General features: G+C 58.8%; 14 protein-coding genes. 7 read left to right on the forward strand and 7 right to left on the reverse strand.

From position 1 onward, the window contains the following. Positions 1-9 precede the first annotated feature (9 nt). From K290_RS0123520 to K290_RS0123535, 4 genes are all read right to left on the reverse strand, one after another. Positions 10-828: a sugar phosphate isomerase/epimerase family protein gene (locus K290_RS0123520; RefSeq protein WP_028754126.1), complete on the reverse strand. Its 819-nt coding sequence runs from the start codon at positions 826-828 to the stop codon at positions 10-12. Positions 829-832: 4 nt separating this feature from the next. Then, positions 833-1669, reverse strand: a complete 837-nt coding sequence (locus K290_RS0123525) for a carbohydrate ABC transporter permease (protein WP_028754127.1) — start codon at positions 1667-1669, stop codon at positions 833-835. Then, complete coding sequence (locus K290_RS0123530; RefSeq protein ID WP_425337603.1) at positions 1666-2496, reverse strand: carbohydrate ABC transporter permease; 831 nt, start codon at positions 2494-2496, stop codon at positions 1666-1668. The genes K290_RS0123525 and K290_RS0123530 overlap by 4 nt, the downstream gene beginning before the upstream one ends. Positions 2497-2599: 103 nt before the next feature. After that, positions 2600-3934, reverse strand: coding sequence for an ABC transporter substrate-binding protein (locus K290_RS0123535; RefSeq protein WP_028754129.1), 1335 nt, complete (start codon positions 3932-3934; stop codon positions 2600-2602). A gap of 179 nt (positions 3935-4113) precedes the next feature. Between K290_RS0123535 and K290_RS0123540 the strand changes: the two genes are divergently transcribed. Then, a complete protein-coding gene (locus K290_RS0123540) occupies positions 4114-5262 on the forward strand; it encodes a Gfo/Idh/MocA family protein (protein WP_028754130.1) in 1149 nt (382 codons plus the stop codon). A 20-nt stretch (positions 5263-5282) separates the two neighbouring features. Continuing rightward, complete coding sequence (locus K290_RS0123545) at positions 5283-6236, forward strand: alpha/beta hydrolase (protein ID WP_028754131.1); 954 nt, start codon at positions 5283-5285, stop codon at positions 6234-6236. 20 nt (positions 6237-6256) lie between these two features. Here K290_RS0123545 and K290_RS0123550 read toward each other — a convergent pair whose 3' ends face one another. Together K290_RS0123550 and K290_RS0123555 are read right to left on the reverse strand one after the other, a co-directional pair. Continuing rightward, positions 6257-7291 carry a LacI family DNA-binding transcriptional regulator gene (locus K290_RS0123550; protein WP_028754132.1) on the reverse strand — a complete coding sequence of 345 codons (1035 nt, stop codon included), beginning with the start codon at positions 7289-7291 and terminating at the stop codon, positions 6257-6259. A 240-nt stretch (positions 7292-7531) separates the two neighbouring features. Then, positions 7532-8437 carry a sugar-binding transcriptional regulator gene (locus K290_RS0123555; RefSeq protein ID WP_037136091.1) on the reverse strand — a complete coding sequence of 302 codons (906 nt, stop codon included), beginning with the start codon at positions 8435-8437 and terminating at the stop codon, positions 7532-7534. 166 nt (positions 8438-8603) lie between these two features. Here K290_RS0123555 and K290_RS0123560 point away from each other — a divergent pair, with 166 nt between their 5' ends. The 5 genes from K290_RS0123560 (at position 8604) to K290_RS0123580 (ending at position 14071) form a co-directional block, all read left to right on the forward strand. Next, on the forward strand, positions 8604-9536 hold the full coding sequence (locus tag K290_RS0123560) for a tagatose-bisphosphate aldolase (RefSeq protein WP_028754134.1): 933 nt from the start codon (positions 8604-8606) through the stop codon (positions 9534-9536). Next, positions 9529-10947: an ROK family protein gene (locus tag K290_RS0123565; protein WP_028754135.1), complete on the forward strand. Its 1419-nt coding sequence runs from the start codon at positions 9529-9531 to the stop codon at positions 10945-10947. The genes K290_RS0123560 and K290_RS0123565 overlap by 8 nt, the downstream gene beginning before the upstream one ends. 224 nt (positions 10948-11171) lie before the next feature. Continuing rightward, positions 11172-12161: a substrate-binding domain-containing protein gene (locus K290_RS0123570; RefSeq protein ID WP_028754136.1), complete on the forward strand. Its 990-nt coding sequence runs from the start codon at positions 11172-11174 to the stop codon at positions 12159-12161. A gap of 106 nt (positions 12162-12267) precedes the next feature. Then, on the forward strand, positions 12268-13332 hold the full coding sequence (locus K290_RS0123575; RefSeq protein ID WP_028754137.1) for an ABC transporter permease subunit: 1065 nt from the start codon (positions 12268-12270) through the stop codon (positions 13330-13332). Continuing rightward, positions 13325-14071, forward strand: coding sequence for an ATP-binding cassette domain-containing protein (locus tag K290_RS0123580; protein WP_028754138.1), 747 nt, complete (start codon positions 13325-13327; stop codon positions 14069-14071). Before K290_RS0123575 ends, K290_RS0123580 begins: the two co-directional genes overlap by 8 nt. Here the strand turns inward: K290_RS0123580 and treZ are convergent. Further along, positions 14049-15875 carry a malto-oligosyltrehalose trehalohydrolase gene (treZ, locus tag K290_RS34815; protein ID WP_065091876.1) on the reverse strand — a complete coding sequence of 609 codons (1827 nt, stop codon included), beginning with the start codon at positions 15873-15875 and terminating at the stop codon, positions 14049-14051. The two genes, K290_RS0123580 and treZ, sit on opposite strands and share 23 nt — an antisense overlap. Between the last annotated feature and the right edge of the window lie 75 nt (positions 15876-15950).

Genomic DNA, 15950 nt, shown 5'->3' on the forward strand with positions numbered 1-15950 from the left:
ATCTTTTCCTTAGGCGCCGTAGCTGCGCATCGTTTCGCGGTTGGCCTTTATGGCTGCGGCAGGATCAGCCGCGGCCGTCTCGGATTCCTCTTCCAGCACCAGCCATCCGTTGAAGCGCGGCGCCTGTGAAATGAGGTCGATCACCGCCGGCGTATCGAGAACGCCTTTGCCGAGCATCGCCCATCGGTTATGCGCATCGACATCCTTCAGATGCAGATAGCGAATTCGATCCCGGTAGGTGCGCATCGTATCGAGGATGTCCTCGTGCCCACGCAGGATATGGCCGGTGTCGGGAACCCAGCCGACCAGTGTGGGATCGAGCAATGCGAAGATCTGATCGTAGTCGGCTCGGTTGAACAGCAAGGTGTTGTGATGCGAACTCGGATGAACGGCGACCTCGACGCCGGATGCCTTGCCGAGCGCGGCGGCGCAATTGTAGTACTCGGCGGCGATGGCAAACTTATCGTCGCGCACGCCTTCCGAGACGACGGTCGCCGAGCCGATAGAGACGAGCGCACCCGGAAATTGTGCGGCATAATCGATCCAGCGTTGCGCCGTGGCTAAGTCCTTTTCCATCGCGTCGGCAACCGTGAAACCGCTTTTGGAACCGAAGGCGAAGGAGACGAGCTGCAATCCCTTATCGCCTAGAGCCTTCGCGAACTCGCCGGGCTTTGTACCGTAATAGCCGATCATCGTGTCGGTAATTTCGATGCCCGAGTAACCGCCGGCCGAAATCGCCGAGAGCAGGTCGTTCGGGGTTTCGGCCCAAGCGTCGCCGAGCATTTCCCACGTGAATGTCTGGCAGCCGATCTTCAGATCCCTGGTCATGTCGTCATTCCTTGATTCCGCCCTGCGTCAGGCCTTCGATAATGTGTCGTTGGAAGAAGAGGACCAAAACAATCAGCGGCACGGTGACGACCGCTGACGCAGCGGCGATGTCTCCCCAGGGCACGTAGTATTGGTTGGTGAAATTGGCGATGCCCACCGGAATGGTCTGGCTGTCGCTGTCCGAAGTGAAGGCGAGCGCAAACAGAAACTCGTTCCAGGCGGTGATGAAGGCGAGCAGGCCAGTGGTCACGAGGCTTGGAAGGGACATCGGCAGGATGATATGCCAAAGCAGGCCGATCACCCCCACGCCGTCCATGCGCGCCGCTTCGTCGATCTCCCGCGGCAGCGTCTCGAAATAGCCGAAGAGAACCCAGGTCACGAGCGGCAGCCCAAGCGCCAGATAGGTGATGATCAGTGCCCTATAGGTGTCCAGAAGTCCAAGATCGGACGCGATCAGATAAAGCGGTCCGACGAGCGCGATCTGCGGAAACATCGAGACCGACAGGATGACCATGAGGATTCCAAATCGCCCCTTCACGTCGAGACGGGACAGTGCAAAAGCGGCAAGTGAGCCGACGATCAGGCAGAGAGCTGTCGTTGCGAGCGATACGATGAGCGAGTTCAAGACGTAGTGGTGCAGGCCCTTTTCCACGAAGGCATTGTAATAATGCTCCAGCGTGAATGGGTGCGGGATGAGCGACGGCGTGCCTTCCGTCAGTGCCTTGTCGAGTTGGAACGAGGTGGAGAACTGCCAAAGGAATGGCCCCGCGGACCACACGAGAATGAGAAGTGCGCCAACATAGATCGTGATGCTCTGGAAGACGGAGCGGCTGCCGTTCATGTGGTCTTCCTTAGCTGCCTGACGAGGAAGAGACAGAAGACCAGGGCGATGACGCCTTCGGTGATGAACATTGCTGTCGAGATGGCCGAACCGTAACCGAACTGCAGTGTCGAGAAGAGCACCTTATAGGACAGCGTCGAAAGCGTTTCGGTGGAATCCGCCGGACCGCCACCGGTCAGCACATAGACCAGATCGAAAACGCGAAATGCATCCAGCGCCCTAAAAAGACCGGCAATGAGCAGGGTCGGCAGCAGCAGCGGCAGGCGGATATTCCAAAAGATCGTCCAGGCCCCGGCGCCGTCCATGCGGGCCGCCTCGATCAACGATTTCGGAACGGTCTGAAGACCGGTCAGCAGGAGCAGCGCCATGAACGGCGTCGTTTTCCAGACATCGGCAAGGATGATCGTCGTCAGCGCGGTTTCGGGTGCACCGTACCAGTTCACATTCTGATCGATCAAACCAAGGTGGAGCAGAATGAAATTGATGATGCCGTGCTGGCCATCGAACAGCCATCCGAACATCTTCGACGTGACGACCGTTGGCATTGCCCAGGGAACGAGCATTGCAGCGCGGATGATACCGCGGCCACTGAAATGCTCGCAAAGGATCAGCGCCATGGCGAGGCCGATCAGCGTCTCAAGCCCCGTCGATGCGGCGGTGAACCAGATCGTATGCCACCAGGCATTCCAGAACGGCGGGTCCGCCAGCAATTGCAGATAGTTGGCAAAGCCGACGAAATCATTGTCCTGCGTAATCAGGGAACGGTTGGTGACAGAAAGATAGACGCCATTGATGATCGGATAGAAGGAAACCGATCCCAGCGACATGAAGGCCGGCAACAGCAGGAGCCAGGGCCAGAGGGCGCTCGGAAGCGCCCCCATTGACCTTCGCATCCTGCTGTCGGCGGGGGCCGTCAATGCAGTGGCCATATCAGGCAACGATTTTGTTGATCTGATCGGCGGCAGCCTTGAGCTCAGCCTGGACGTTGCCGCTGACCAGAGCCTTGGAAATGCTGGACTGCAACGCCAGCGTCACCTTGGCATATTGCGGGGTGATCGGCCGGGGCGTGGCTCCGATGAAGACGTTTTGAAGGCTTGCCATGAACGGCTGCTCGGCCTTTAGCTTCGCATTTTCGAAGATTGCCGGGCGTGAGGGTGCGAGGCCGAAATTCAGGGCGAGACGGGTCTGGGTTTCCGGAGATGACATCCAGCTCAGGAACTCGATCGCCGCTTCCCGCTTCTTGGAGTTGGCGTTGACGCCAAGCTGATAGCCGCCGAGGCATGCTGCACTTTTGCCGCCGGCAAAATGCGGCAGCGGCGCAACCGCGACCTTATCCACCACATGCGAGGCTTTCGGGTCCTGGGCGATCGGATAGACGTAGGACCAGTTGCGCATGAACATCGCTTCGCCCGAGGTGAAGGGCTGACGGGAAGGCTCTTCGTCCCAGGAGAGCACGTTCTGCGGGCTGATCTTCGTCTTGTTGATCGTGTCGTAAAGGAACTGGATCGCCTCCACCGCGGCTTTCTCGCCGATCACGGACGATTTGGCGTCGGCTGCCAGGATGGAGCCGCCATTCGAGGTGATAACCTCGACAGCATCGCAGATGAGGACTTCGGCCTGCTTGCCCTGCCAGAGATAACCGAACTTGGCATCGCCGGCTTTCTGAGCGGCGGCGGCCATGGTCGCCATATCGTCCCAGGTCTCGGGTACCTTGCCGCCATGCTTTTCCACGAGATCCTTGCGATAGTAGAACATGCCGGAATCGACGAACCACGGAAGCGCGGTCAGCTTTTCATTGTAAGTGCAGGCTGCGACCGTTCCGGGAAAATAATCGCTGCGTTTTTCCTTCGGGAAATATTGGTCCAGCGGCAATGCCCAGCCGGCCGCCGCAAAGCCGGCGATCCAGATCACGTCCTGGCTGAAGACGTCAGGCGTTCCGTTACGGCGGGCCAACTGCTGGATCAGGCCCTGGTAGACCTCGGTCGACGAACTCGGCGGCGGGAGCTCGATGAATTTGACCATGATGCGGTCCTGCGACTCGTTATAGGCCTTGACGAGATCGCCGATACCTTCCTTGCCGAAGAAACTTGCGCTGGCAAAGCTGATCTCCGTGCGATCGGCAGCGCGTGCCGTGCGCATGCCAAGACCGGATGCGATACCGAGGGTCGCCGCGCCCGCGGCTCCGAGCAGGAAGTGACGACGGTCAAGCATTGCGGAATCTGCAACTACATTCGAAGCAATCGGCGCTTTCTTGAAATCGCTCATGTTTCCCTCCCAGGAAAAACTGGCGTCCTCCGAAATTCTCCGCGCCAGCATTGGCATATGTTTGATAAAAAATTGTCGCGCGTCAAGAAATAAGATGTTTTAAATCACTTTAGGATGCATTTGGGTCGGTTCACGCGTTCGCGACATATGGGCCGTCAGGTACTGGGAGGATTTTAAAAATGAGCGGAAAAACGACGGAAAAACTTGGTATTGGCATCATCGGCTGCGGCAATATATCAATGACCTATCTGCGCAACGCCGCGCTGTTTGCCGGCATCGAGTTGCGGGCCTGCACCGATATTTCGGCTGACGCTGCGGCCCTTCGCGCACGGGAATTCGGCATTCGCTGCGTAAACGTCGATCAGTTACTTGCGGATCCCGAGGTCGATCTCGTCCTCAACCTGACTGTGCCGGCAGTGCATTTCGACGTCACCATGTCGGCCTTGTCCGCCGGCAAGCACGTCTTCACGGAAAAGCCGCTGGCAACATCGGCGGCCGATGGGCGGATTTTGGTAGCGGAGGCGAAAAGCCGAGGTTTGCTGCTCGGCTCCGCGCCCGATACCTTCCTTGGTGCGGCGAGCCGGCGTGCGCGTCGCTTAATGGAAGAAGGCGCGATAGGCCGCCCCGTTAGCGGCACCGCCTTCATGATGGGACGCGGCATGGAGCACTGGCACCCCAATCCGCAGTTCTACTATCAGCCCGGCGGCGGCCCGGTTTTCGATATGGGACCCTATTACCTGACCATGATGGTGAATTTGCTCGGTCCGGTGGTGCGCGTCATGGCGATGGCAACGAGAGGTCAGGATGAACGTCTTATCACGGCGGAAGGCCCCTTCAAGAATACGACCTTCAAGGTCGGCACGCCGACCAACGTTCTGTCGCTGCTCGAATTTCAATCCGGTGCGACCGTCAACTTCGGCGCATCCTGGGATGTCTTCCGCCATTCCAATCATCCGATTGAGTTGCACGGCACCGAAGGCTCGCTGCGTCTGCCGGATCCGGATACATTCGGCGGTACGGTCTCTCTGTCCGAACGGGGTGCCGAGTGGCGCAATTTCGAAAGTGATGGCGAGCTTTACGGCGAGCGGAACTGGCCGTTTGCCGCGCCGGACAGAGCAAACTATCGTATGCTCGGCGTTGCCGACCTAGCACGCGCGCTTTCCGAAAACAGGCCGCCTCGCGCATCGGGGGAGCTGGCTCTTCATGTGCTCGAAATCATGGAGGCTATTCTCGCCTCCGGCGAGAGCGGTCAGTCGGTCAGTGTCGGTGGTGGCCTGGCGCGGCCGCCGCTTCTTGGGGAGGCCGAAGCGCGCAGTTTTTTGGCCTGATCGCTGCACGGGAGGATGACGTGACGGGATATCTCGATGAAGAGGCGCAATGGGTTCTCGATATCAGCAGGGCGGCGAAGGCCCGGCCGTTTGAATCCGGCAGCCCCCTAGAAGCCCGTATCGCCTACAATGCTGGCAGCCCGGCGCTTCAGGGCGCCCGGGAGGCGGTCGCTTCGGTAGAGGAGCGCCAGATCAGCGGCCCCAACGGTCCGATCAAGGTGCGCATCTACCGCGGCATCGGAGCGCCTTCCCAGGATGGGCCAGGTCTTCTCTATCTTCACGGCGGCGGCTGGGTGATCGGCAGTCTCGACTCTCACGACGAGATTTGCCGATGGTTCGCCAATCTTGCAGAATGCACGGTGGTCTGCCCGGACTATCGTCTGGCACCGGAACACAAGTTTCCCGCCGGTCTGATGGATTGCGCCGCAACGCTGGCATTCATGGCGGAGACTGCCGCGGATCTCGGCGTCGATCCGAAGCGGCTTGCGGTCGCCGGCGACAGCGCCGGCGGTAACCTTGCGGCCGTGCTGGCGTTGATGGCGCGTTCAGGCGAGGCCCCGCAGATTGCGGGCCAACTGCTCTTCTATCCCAACACGGATGCCAGGCAGACGACCGACGGCTATCGCCGCTACGCCGAAGGCTTCGGTTTGACGGCAGCGACGATGAAATGGTTTCGCGACCACTATGTCCGCACGCCAGCCGATATCGCGGATTGGAGGGTCTCACCCTTGCTGGCTGAAACTGTTGCGAATGCGGCGCCGGCATTCATTGCCACGGCTGGCCACGACATTCTGGTGGACGAAGGCATGGCTTATTCCATGCGCCTGCAGGAGGCCGGGGTTCGCATGGTGGCGCGTCATTGGCCTGGGCAGATTCACGGCTTTGTGTCGATGGGAAGGTTCATGCCGGCCGCACGCCAGGCTGTCGAGGAAGCGGTCGTGGCGTGGCGGAGCTTTGAAAGAAATGCCGTTTAAGCGACACCGCGCCCCCGCCTCTATGCCGATTGTCGCATGACCAGCGTCCCGTCCAGCGAGACTTTGCTTGCGATCATGCGAACCGGTGCATCCGTATCTCCGAGCAGCGTCAACAGTGTGTCGACGCTGCTTGCCGTCATGGACGCAAAATCCTGCGCCATCGTCGTCAGCGGCGGGCAGGTGTAGCGGCTTAGCGGGTGATCGTCATGGGCGGCTATGCGCAGGTCATCGCCCTTCTTGCGTCCGATCTTCAGCCCATGCGCGAAAGCGGCGGCCATGACGCCGAAGGCAAGACGATCATTGGCGCAGAGGATGGTCTTGAATGACAGCTTCCCAGCTTTCAGCATCGCGTCCATTTGCTCGTAGCCGACGCGCTCGAAATCCCATGTGTAGGGGGCAATGGTCTTGATGACCTTGTGCTCGTGGCCCGAAGCCTCCATCGTGGCGATATAGCTCGCCAGCCTCTCCGGAGAGTTGTGATTGACATGGGGGATGTCGAAATAAACCGGCGGCTCTCCGGATCGACAGAGATATTCCACGATCGTTGCGACGCTCTGGTGATTGTTGTTGCCGATGAAAGGCGTGTTGCCCTCGATATAGGTGTCGAAATAGACGAGGGGGACATTCTGCGTGAGTTTTTCAAAAGCGCGCGGATCGGATTTCTGCCCGAGCGGTGCGGCAATCGCACCTGCCACTTTCAATGACAGCATGGTGCTGACGGCCTCGACCTCCAGTTCGGGCAGGCCGTGCGAGGAAATCACGATCGGCCAATAGCCTTCATCCCGCAACCGCAGTTCCAGACGGTTGACCATCTCGGCATAGAAAGGATCGGTCAGGGCCGGAACGAGAATGCCGATATTGCGGGTTCTCTTTCGATTGAGGTTTCGTGCGTAGAGATTTGGCTGGTAATCGGACGCGCGAAGGGCGGCTTCGATGAGTGCGCGTGTCGCAGGCTTTACGCTGGTCGGATCATCAAAAAATTTAGAAAGGGTAGGGCGAGAGACACCACAGGACTTCGCAAAGTCCTCCATGGTCTTATGCGTCAGTTTTTCCATCGATAGTCGACCATATTCAAATCACTGTACCCGACAATGATCGTTATGCGTCTGCGAAGAAGCAGGCGCAATCGGCAAACGTAAATTCCAGGCAAGTTCTTTCGAGCTTTGTGTCGCGCAAAAACATAACATGCGAAAATTTATAAATTGACGCGCAAAATGCAAGTCGCGGCAAAAACTGCTTGGTTGACCCGCCGCCTCAATCGGTAAACTGGTTTCTCTCCAGAGATTCGGGAGGTCTCAACCTTTATCGGCGGCAGATAAGCGATCGAGAATGGCATGCGCCGTGTTTGCGTCCGTTACCAGAGCGTTGATCATGCCGGACCTTGCAGCGCCAATGATGCCAGGCGCTTTGGCGGGTGTTGCCGCAACCGCAATGCACAAGGGAATTCGTTGCAATTGCTGCGGGGAGGCGGCGATCATGCGCGCCTCGCCATCCCAATGAAGGATTTCGCCCGCTTCGGTAACGTAGTGGCGCAGAACATCACCGGCCGCATGGCTGAGGGCTTTTTCTCCCGGGAGTGCTGCCGTGGCCTCGGAGGGATTTGCAGCGTGCGTCAAGCCGACGCCGACGATCGCAGCATCCAGCTTGTTCCACAGCGACGTCACCTGCTGAACCGTGGGATCGGCGAGGAACGCATCGCGCAGCTCCGAGGATGAAATATAGGGGGCGTGTAGAAAATGCGGAATTCCACCCATCTGCTCCGCGGCCTGCCGCACGAACTCATTGATTTGGAAATGCGGAGCTGCTTGCTGCATTCCCCCGTTGAGCGCAATGGTCACGATACCCGGCAGTTGCGGCAGGCCTGCAAAGGTAACCTCCCGAACAGCCCGTCCCCAGCCGATGCCAAGCGTCGAACCCGATCGCAGTCCCGCTTGTTGCAACAGTGATCCGAGCGGCGGGGCAAGGGCGCTGAGAACATTCGACGACGGCGTATCGATCACGACAGCATTGCGCAATTTCAAGCCATCAACCAATGCCGCGCTCAAATCTTCCGACGGGGAAAGATCGATCACCTCAATCCGAACGATGCCGGCCGCGCGTGCTTTCTGGAGCAGCCGCGAGACCGTGGCCGTTGATAATCCAAGCTTTTTGGCAATATCAACTTGCGACATGTCGGATTGGTAATGCAGCTTCGCAACCATATGCAGCAATGCACGGTTCGTTGCAGGCTCCTGCGACTGAGACGAATTCAGATTGAAATTCCTTTCTGCAATGTGTTACACAGTCAGCGTGTGAGGTGTTATCGCTCAAAACGGCCAGTTTCGCAACGATTATGCAGGCTCCAGAGCGCTCTCCAGGGAGGATCATATGTCGAGGTTGACCACAGCCGAAATGCGAGGTTACCAACAGATTTGCGGTCATGACGGTGCCATGATGGTGATCGCCTGCGATCAGCGCGGCGGCATGCGCAGCCTGCTTGCGAGCGACCCGCAGGAGCAGGCCGCCATCTCCGACAAGACCCTCGGCGACACGAAGGCCGATATCGCCATGTTTCTTGCAAGCAAAGCCTCTTGCGTTCTCGTCGATCCGATCTGCGCTGTTCCGGCCTTGGTCGACGACCGGACTATCAGACGCGATACCGCACTGCTGATCGGCCTGGATGCATCGGGATGGGATACGTCGCCAGAGGGGTATCGCCTTTCCAAGCTGGTTTCCGGCATTTCGGCCCGTCGTGTCCGTCAACTCGGCGCCACCGGCGGCAAGATCATGGTCTATCTCCGCGCCGACCGGGAGGAAGCAAACAGTCACAACATCGACATCCTGCGCCAGTGCATCGAGGATTTCGCGCGCGAAGACCTGCTGCTGGTCGTCGAATTCCTGACATACAGGTTCGATGACGAAGATGAAGCGGACTACAAGGCGAAGCTGCCGTCGCTCGTCGTCGGCGGAAGCAAGATTTGCCTGGACTGCGGAGCGAAGGTGCTGAAGATTCCCTATCCTGGAACTGCCGAGGCCTGTGCGGAGGTGACGAGGCTTGCAGGGGAGGTGCCCTGGGCGGTGCTATCGGCCGGTGTCGACCACTCGACGTTCCTGCGGCAGGTCGAAGATGCCATGCGCAATGGCGCGTCCGGTGTTATCGCAGGCCGATCCTTGTGGAAAGATTGCATTTCGCTCGACCGGTCCGTCACGAGGGACCGATTGGAGACTGTTGCCGTTCCGCGGCTTCGCGAAATTCAAGCTGTGATATCAGCACATTTCAAAGGCGTTCAGTCCGACCAGGGACAGAAAGCAGATGTCTGAATTAGCCATTGGCGTGGACATTGGCGGCACGAATATCCGTGCGGCCCTCGTCTCCAAGCGAGGCGAAAACCTCAAAAAGCTGTCGGAGAGGACGCCGACCGATCCGCGGCAGGTCTTCGAGCGCGTCAAGGCGATGGTGAACCAACTCGATGAGGCCAACGTTGTTGGTCTCGGCATAGGCATTCCCGGCCGTGTCGACATTTCAAATCGCGCCGTTCTATCGGGCGGCATTTTGAATTTGGCCGGCATGGACCTCGTCGACCAGTTGGAGACAAGTCTCGGCAAGAGGGTCGTCATCGAAAATGATTGCAGCATGGCGCTCATCGCCGAAATGAGCATTGGTGCTGCCAAAGGTTTTCAAAGCGCCGCCATGCTGACCATCGGAACCGGAATCGGCGGCGCGGTTGCCCAGGACGGCAGGATTTATCACGGCCATAGGACTGCCGGACAGTTCGGTCACATCTGCGTTCAACACGATGGTCCCGAATGTACATGCGGAAGACGCGGATGCGTGGAAACCTTCAGCTCGGGAACGGCGCTGCGCCGGCATATACAAGAAGCGGGACTATCGGCCGCATCCATTGCCGATGTCTTTGAAATGGCGTCAAACGGCGATGTGACGGCCAGGGCGGTGTTACGCGCTTGGACGGCGCCCCTCCGTGTCGCGCTCGACAACATAGCTGCGACGATGGACCCGGAAATCATCGTGTTAGGAGGAGGCCTCGGCTCCGATGCGGCGCGAGCGCTTGCAGATCTTCCGGCCGTGGCGCCGTGGTTTCGCCCAACGATCCTGCCGGCCACACTCGGAGATGACGCAGGGGTCATCGGCGCTGGCCTGTCGACGTTTTCAGGCACTTTCGGCTGTACAGAGAAGCGTGTTGTGCTGGTCAACGGCGTGCCGGCGTCGGGAAAAAGCCACCTCGCCAAATTGTTGTCACAGCGCACCGGATGGCCGGTCCTCTCGCTCGATGGCATCAAAAATCCCTTCCTGCAGCACATCGGCGGCGTAGACCGGGAGTTCAATCGGACGCTCGGAAAGGCGAGCTACCAGGCTATTTGGTCGGCAATTCGTGAGGCGCCAGCCGGGTCGACCTTCATCATCGATGCGTGGTTCGGCTTTCAGCCCAAAACCGTGCTCGAGGCCTATATCAAGGATGCCAGGGTTGATCGTGTCGCAGAGCTTTGGTGCAAGGTTCCCGGCGTCGTTGCCGGCGACCGGTACGGGCGTCGCCTGAAAGACAGGCTGCCCGGTCATCCGGGAGCGGAATACATTCCGGAACTGGTGGCGCTCGCCGATCGTGCCGAACCCATGGGATGCGGCCCATCGATGAGCGTCGACCAAACAAAGGAACCGGATATGGACGACGTCACTGCCTGGATTTCGAAGGTGTTTGGTCAGACATCAAAATAGCCGCCTCCCAGGCGGCCAATCAAAGCTCGACCCCGACTTGCAAACGCCGTGCGACATCTTGTTGGCGGCAGAGTGCGATGCTTTGCCAATCCCTTTGATTTATAAGCTATTTCAAATGGATACCCGAAATTATTTACAGAAAAAAATTACTTGACGGCCCGCTGTAAGCCGCTGATTATCCGTTCTGCCGGACAGGGGAGGTCTGGTTTCAAGAGGAGGAAAATATGGAGCGCCGTTCATTTCTTAAGGCCACTGCTGTGGCAACGCTTGCCACCGGTGTTTCGGCTGTCGCCGGAAGCGTCAAGGCACAAGACAAGAAGTTTACTATTGCCCTAATTCCAGGTCTCACGACGGATGCCTTTTATATCACCATGCGCAAGGGCGCTGAGGCCGCCGCCAAGGCGGTGGGTGCTGAACTCATGTTCCAGGGCGCATCCGATTTCAATCCAGTCACACAGGTTCCGGTTCTCGATGCCGTCATCGCCAAGAAGCCGGATGCAATCCTGATTGCGCCGACCGATAAGGATCAGTTGATCCAGCCGCTGAAGAAAGCTGCCGATGCGGGTATTCCCATTATCACGGTCGATACGTTCATTGGCACCGGCGTTTATCAAACCGGCAGCGGCGATGCCGATTTTCCGCTTTCCTACATCGCCTCGGACAACCTGCTCGGTGGGGCAATTGCGGCGCGCGCGCTCGCAAAGGCTGTCGGGGAAAAAGGCAAGGTCTACGTTTCAAATGTGAAGCCAGGCATCTCGACGACGGACCAACGCGAGCAGGGTTTCAAGGACGAGATGAAAAAATATCCGAACATCACCGTTCTCGAAACGCAGTATAATGACGACGATGCCAACAAAGCAGCGTCGCAGCTTCAGGCCGTCTACGCCCGTAACTCGGACCTCGACGGCGTTTTCGGTGCCAACCTGTTCTCCGCGCTCGGCGCCGCAAACGGTGTGCAGCAGGCAGGTCAGACCGGCAAGATCCGCGTCGTCGCCTTCGATGCGCCGACGACGATCGTCGACAATATCAATTCCGGCTTGGTCGATCTCGCGATTGCGCAGCATCCGGCGGAAATCGGCTATTTCGGTGTGATGGCAGCTTACGCCCATCTGACCGGCAACTCGATCCCGACCTCCATCGGTACCGGTTTCACGGTCATCGACAAATCGAATGTCGCCGACAAGAATGTCGCGAAATTCATCTACTCCGATTGATCGGATGATGTCTGCGCCTCGCCCAAGGGCGAGGCGCATCCTTGATCATAGTAGAGGGACTGGCGTGGCGACTTTTGTGCGTCCTCGCTCGAGTTCGGGTTGATTTATGAGCATCGACAATATCGAGACCCGCCAGGCGGATCAGCATGTGGCGCCGGAGGCGGACCACGGCGATCAGGCAAAAACCATCGTCAACCGCATTGCCCAGTTGCGTGCATGGCTCTTTCTTGCCGCGCTGATCGTGATTTTTGAGATCTGGGCGCGTATCGATTTCGGCGGCACCTTTGTCGGCTCGGCCTTCAACTGGCAGTCGGTCGCCGTTTTTGCCGTGGCGCCCCTCCTGCTTGCCATCGGCCAGACCTTCGTCATCATATCCGGTGGCATCGACCTTTCGACCGGCTTCATCATGGGTCTCGCCGCAGTCGTTGCCGCGCATATCACCAATATGGTCGGCCTTTACATGCCGCTGCCGGTAGCCATGGTTTTCGGCATACTCGTCGCTATGGCCGCCGCCACGGTGCCCGGCTGCATCAATGGCCTTTTGATTTCGCGGCTCAAGGTTCCACCCTTCATCGGCACGCTTGGCATGTTCGGTGTTGCGCGCGGCACCGCGTTTCTTCTCGCCGGTGGCACGACCGTGCCGGTCAAGAATTCCTATTTTGCCGAGCTCGGCAACGGCCGTTTCTATGGTGTGCCCTATCTCGTCATCGTCACGCTGATCTTCGTGGTGATCATGCATTACCTGCTGAGCCAGACACGCTTTGGCCAGCACAATTATGCGATCGGCGCCAATGCTCAGGCGGCACGGCGGGCCGGTATCGATATAAAATTCCATCTCCTGCGGCTCTATATGCTTTCGGCGATCTGCGCGGGTCTCGGTGGCGCGCTCTATGCCGCCCGCTTCACCGCCGGTGCTGCCCAGGCGGGTGAACCGCTGCTGCTCGACAGCGTGGCTGCGGTCGTCATCGGCGGCGCCAGCCTGTTTGGCGGTTCGGGCACGATCATCGGCACTATTGCAGGCGCGCTGGTCATCGCCGTCATTCAATACGGCTTGGTTTTCATGAATGTGGAGCCGTTCTGGCAGTTCATCGCCGTCGGCATCGTCATCATCATTTCGGTGCTCATCGACCAGGCGCAGCGCCGCTTCAGCGGAGCAAAACAGGATGAATAGCGCAGCGCCCCTTCTCGAAGTCCGGAATCTGTCGCGCTATTTCGGCGCCGTCCAAGCCTTGGACAATTGCTCGATGGTGGTCCACCCCGGCGAGGTCGTCGCGCTGGCAGGCGATAACGGCGCCGGCAAAACGACGATGATCAAGACGATCTCGGGTGTCTATCCGCCGACGGCCGGCGAAATCCTGATCGAGGGACAGCAGGTCACCTTCTCCTCGCCACAGGATGCGCGGGAGAAGGGAATTGAGACGATCTATCAGGATTTGGCTCTTGCCGACAATCTGACGATCGGCTCCAATATCTTCCTCGGGCGGGAACCGATGAAGAAGCTCTTCGGCTTCCTGCCCGTCATCGACCGGAAGGCCATGGCGGAAGCCGCGCGCGCCACGATGGCGCAGCTCGACTTCCATGTGAAAAGGCTCGATGCGCCGGTGAGCAACTTTTCCGGCGGTCAGCGCCAGGCGGTCGCGATCGGGCGGGCGGTCTATTGGAATGCCCGCATCCTGATCATGGACGAGCCGACCGCGGCGCTGGGCGTGCCGGAACAGCGCAAGGTCGTGGCATTGATCAAATCACTGAAGGCCCAGGGCCGCGGTGTGATCTTCATCTCGCATAATCTGCAGGATATTTTCGCCGTCTCCGACCGCATCGTCGTCCTTCGCCGCGGCATCGTTGCCGGAGAGCGCAAGATCAGCGAAACGACACATGAGGAAGTCGTCAAGCTGATGATTGGCGGTTAACAGATTGAATGTGCCGGTTACCGCCTTGGTCATCGAGGATGACCGAAGACAGGCCCCAAGCGACAGTCCAAGGGCCGATTTGACCGCTGGAAATGCTACCTGATGTAAAGAGTGTCTGCGCCTCCGGAGGAATTGCTGCGGCAACAGCCTCGTCCGACAAATTGGCAACGAGACCGAGAGTTGTCTGGCCCAGCCGCCATGTAACCCGCACCAGCGGCCCTCCTTTTTCGTGGATGGCCGAGTGACCTTTTGCATGCTTGAGAAGCGGTACGATCTTTTCGCGCCGGAGGGTTATCAACCGCTCATAATATGCATTGAGGGCATTGTCCTTCTCAGCCTCGTCCCAACGCAGTTTGGCGCTTCGAAAAGTGCCCTGGCTGGTCGGATCGGGCGCATCCTCCGCATCGAAGCCCGGCAGGCGCGATAGTTCCTCCTTGCGGCCAAGCCTCACCTTGCTGTTCAACTCCTCGCCGAGATCGCAAAAGAAAGGAAAGGGTGCCGTGGTCCCCCATTCCTCACCCATGAACAGCATCGGGATTTGCGGTGAGAGCAGATAAATCGCCGCTATTGCCTTGATGGCATCGATCGAACGGGAAGCAACCATGCGGTCGCCCATTGCCCTGTTGCCAATCTGATCGTGATTCTGGATGAATGAGATGAAGGCCGTTGGCGGCAGACCGGCGCTAGGCGATCCTCTGGACCGCCCTCGATATCTCATATCTTCCCCTTGAAACACGAAGCCCTCGGCAAGCGCCCGGCCGAGATGCGCTCTATAATCGACATAATCCTGGTAGTAGCCGAAGGTCTCGCCGGTCGCCGCGACATGAAACGCATGGTGGATGTCGTCATTCCATTGAGCCGTGAAGTGATGGGGCTTGCCATCGGGGTCACGGGCCAAAAGATCTGAATTGTTGTCCTCATTCTCGAGGATCAGATGAATGTGGCGTTCCGGAAACGCCCGTCTGAGGCTGTCGGCCAGTTCCCTGAGGACATGCGGATCACTGTCGTCCTTGATTGCGTGAACGGCATCGAACCGCAGACCGTCGATGCGAAAGACGCTCAGCCAGTAGATTGCGTTTTGAATAACAAACTCGCGAACGAAGCGGCTGCCTTCGCCATCATAGTTGAGGCCGTTGCCCCAGGGGCTTTGGTGCCGGTCGTTGAAGATCGGAGCATAGAGCGGCAGGTAATTTCCCTCCGGTCCGAAGTGGTTGTAGACGACATCCAGAAAGACGCAGATGCCGCGCTCATGCGCGGCGTCCACGAGCGTCTTCAGATCTTCGGGACGGCCATAGCTGCCGTCCGGCGCATAAGGCAGAACGCCGTCATAGCCCCAGTTGTACCGCCCTGGAAAATCACTGAGCGGCATGAGCTGTATCGCAGTGATGCCGAGCCGCTGCAGATGATCCAGCTTTTCGATGGCCGACAGAAACGTGCCGGCTTCCGTAAAGGCCCCGACATGCAGCTCGTATATGACGATTTCCTCCCAAGGCCGGCCTTCCCAGTGCTGCACGCGCCACTCGAACGCGTGATCGATCAATTCGCTCGGGCCATGAACATCGTTCGGCTGAAAACGGGAGGCTGGATCCGGCACCTCTGTGCCGTCGGGGAGAATGAACTTGTAGAGATCACCCGGCCGTGCCTCGGCTACTTCGGCAACGTGCCAACCGTCTTGCTGCGGTCGCATCTCCCATTCCCCGCGGCTCTCAATGCTGACTTTCAGGCGGTCCTGCAATGGCGCCCATAGCCGGAATGTCACGCTATGCGCTTTGATATCGGGCCCGAAGGTGAAGCTGTCTTGCATGTCGCCTCCATGTCAGTCGCTTCAAACTCTGCGGATTCTCCAACGCATCTTGTCGGCGAGTGTTCCTGCGCCGGA

The sequence above is a fragment of the Rhizobium leucaenae USDA 9039 genome (genome assembly GCF_000426285.1).
Lineage (GTDB): Bacteria > Pseudomonadota > Alphaproteobacteria > Rhizobiales > Rhizobiaceae > Rhizobium > Rhizobium leucaenae.

Coding starts and splice junctions, on each gene's coding strand:
- K290_RS0123520 (WP_028754126.1), bottom strand. CDS start 828: ATGACCAGGGATCTGAAGATCGGCTGCCAGACATTCACGTGGGAAATG.
- K290_RS0123525 (WP_028754127.1), bottom strand. CDS start 1,669: ATGAACGGCAGCCGCTCCGTCTTCCAGAGCATCACGATCTATGTTGGC.
- K290_RS0123530 (WP_425337603.1), bottom strand. CDS start 2,496: ATGTCGCTGGGATCGGTTTCCTTCTATCCGATCATCAATGGCGTCTAT.
- K290_RS0123535 (WP_028754129.1), bottom strand. CDS start 3,934: ATGAGCGATTTCAAGAAAGCGCCGATTGCTTCGAATGTAGTTGCAGAT.
- K290_RS0123540 (WP_028754130.1), top strand. CDS start 4,114: ATGAGCGGAAAAACGACGGAAAAACTTGGTATTGGCATCATCGGCTGC.
- K290_RS0123550 (WP_028754132.1), bottom strand. CDS start 7,291: ATGGAAAAACTGACGCATAAGACCATGGAGGACTTTGCGAAGTCCTGT.
- K290_RS0123555 (WP_037136091.1), bottom strand. CDS start 8,437: ATGGTTGCGAAGCTGCATTACCAATCCGACATGTCGCAAGTTGATATT.
- K290_RS0123560 (WP_028754134.1), top strand. CDS start 8,604: ATGTCGAGGTTGACCACAGCCGAAATGCGAGGTTACCAACAGATTTGC.
- K290_RS0123565 (WP_028754135.1), top strand. CDS start 9,529: ATGTCTGAATTAGCCATTGGCGTGGACATTGGCGGCACGAATATCCGT.
- K290_RS0123570 (WP_028754136.1), top strand. CDS start 11,172: ATGGAGCGCCGTTCATTTCTTAAGGCCACTGCTGTGGCAACGCTTGCC.
- K290_RS0123575 (WP_028754137.1), top strand. CDS start 12,268: ATGAGCATCGACAATATCGAGACCCGCCAGGCGGATCAGCATGTGGCG.
- K290_RS0123580 (WP_028754138.1), top strand. CDS start 13,325: ATGAATAGCGCAGCGCCCCTTCTCGAAGTCCGGAATCTGTCGCGCTAT.
- treZ (WP_065091876.1), bottom strand. CDS start 15,875: ATGCAAGACAGCTTCACCTTCGGGCCCGATATCAAAGCGCATAGCGTG.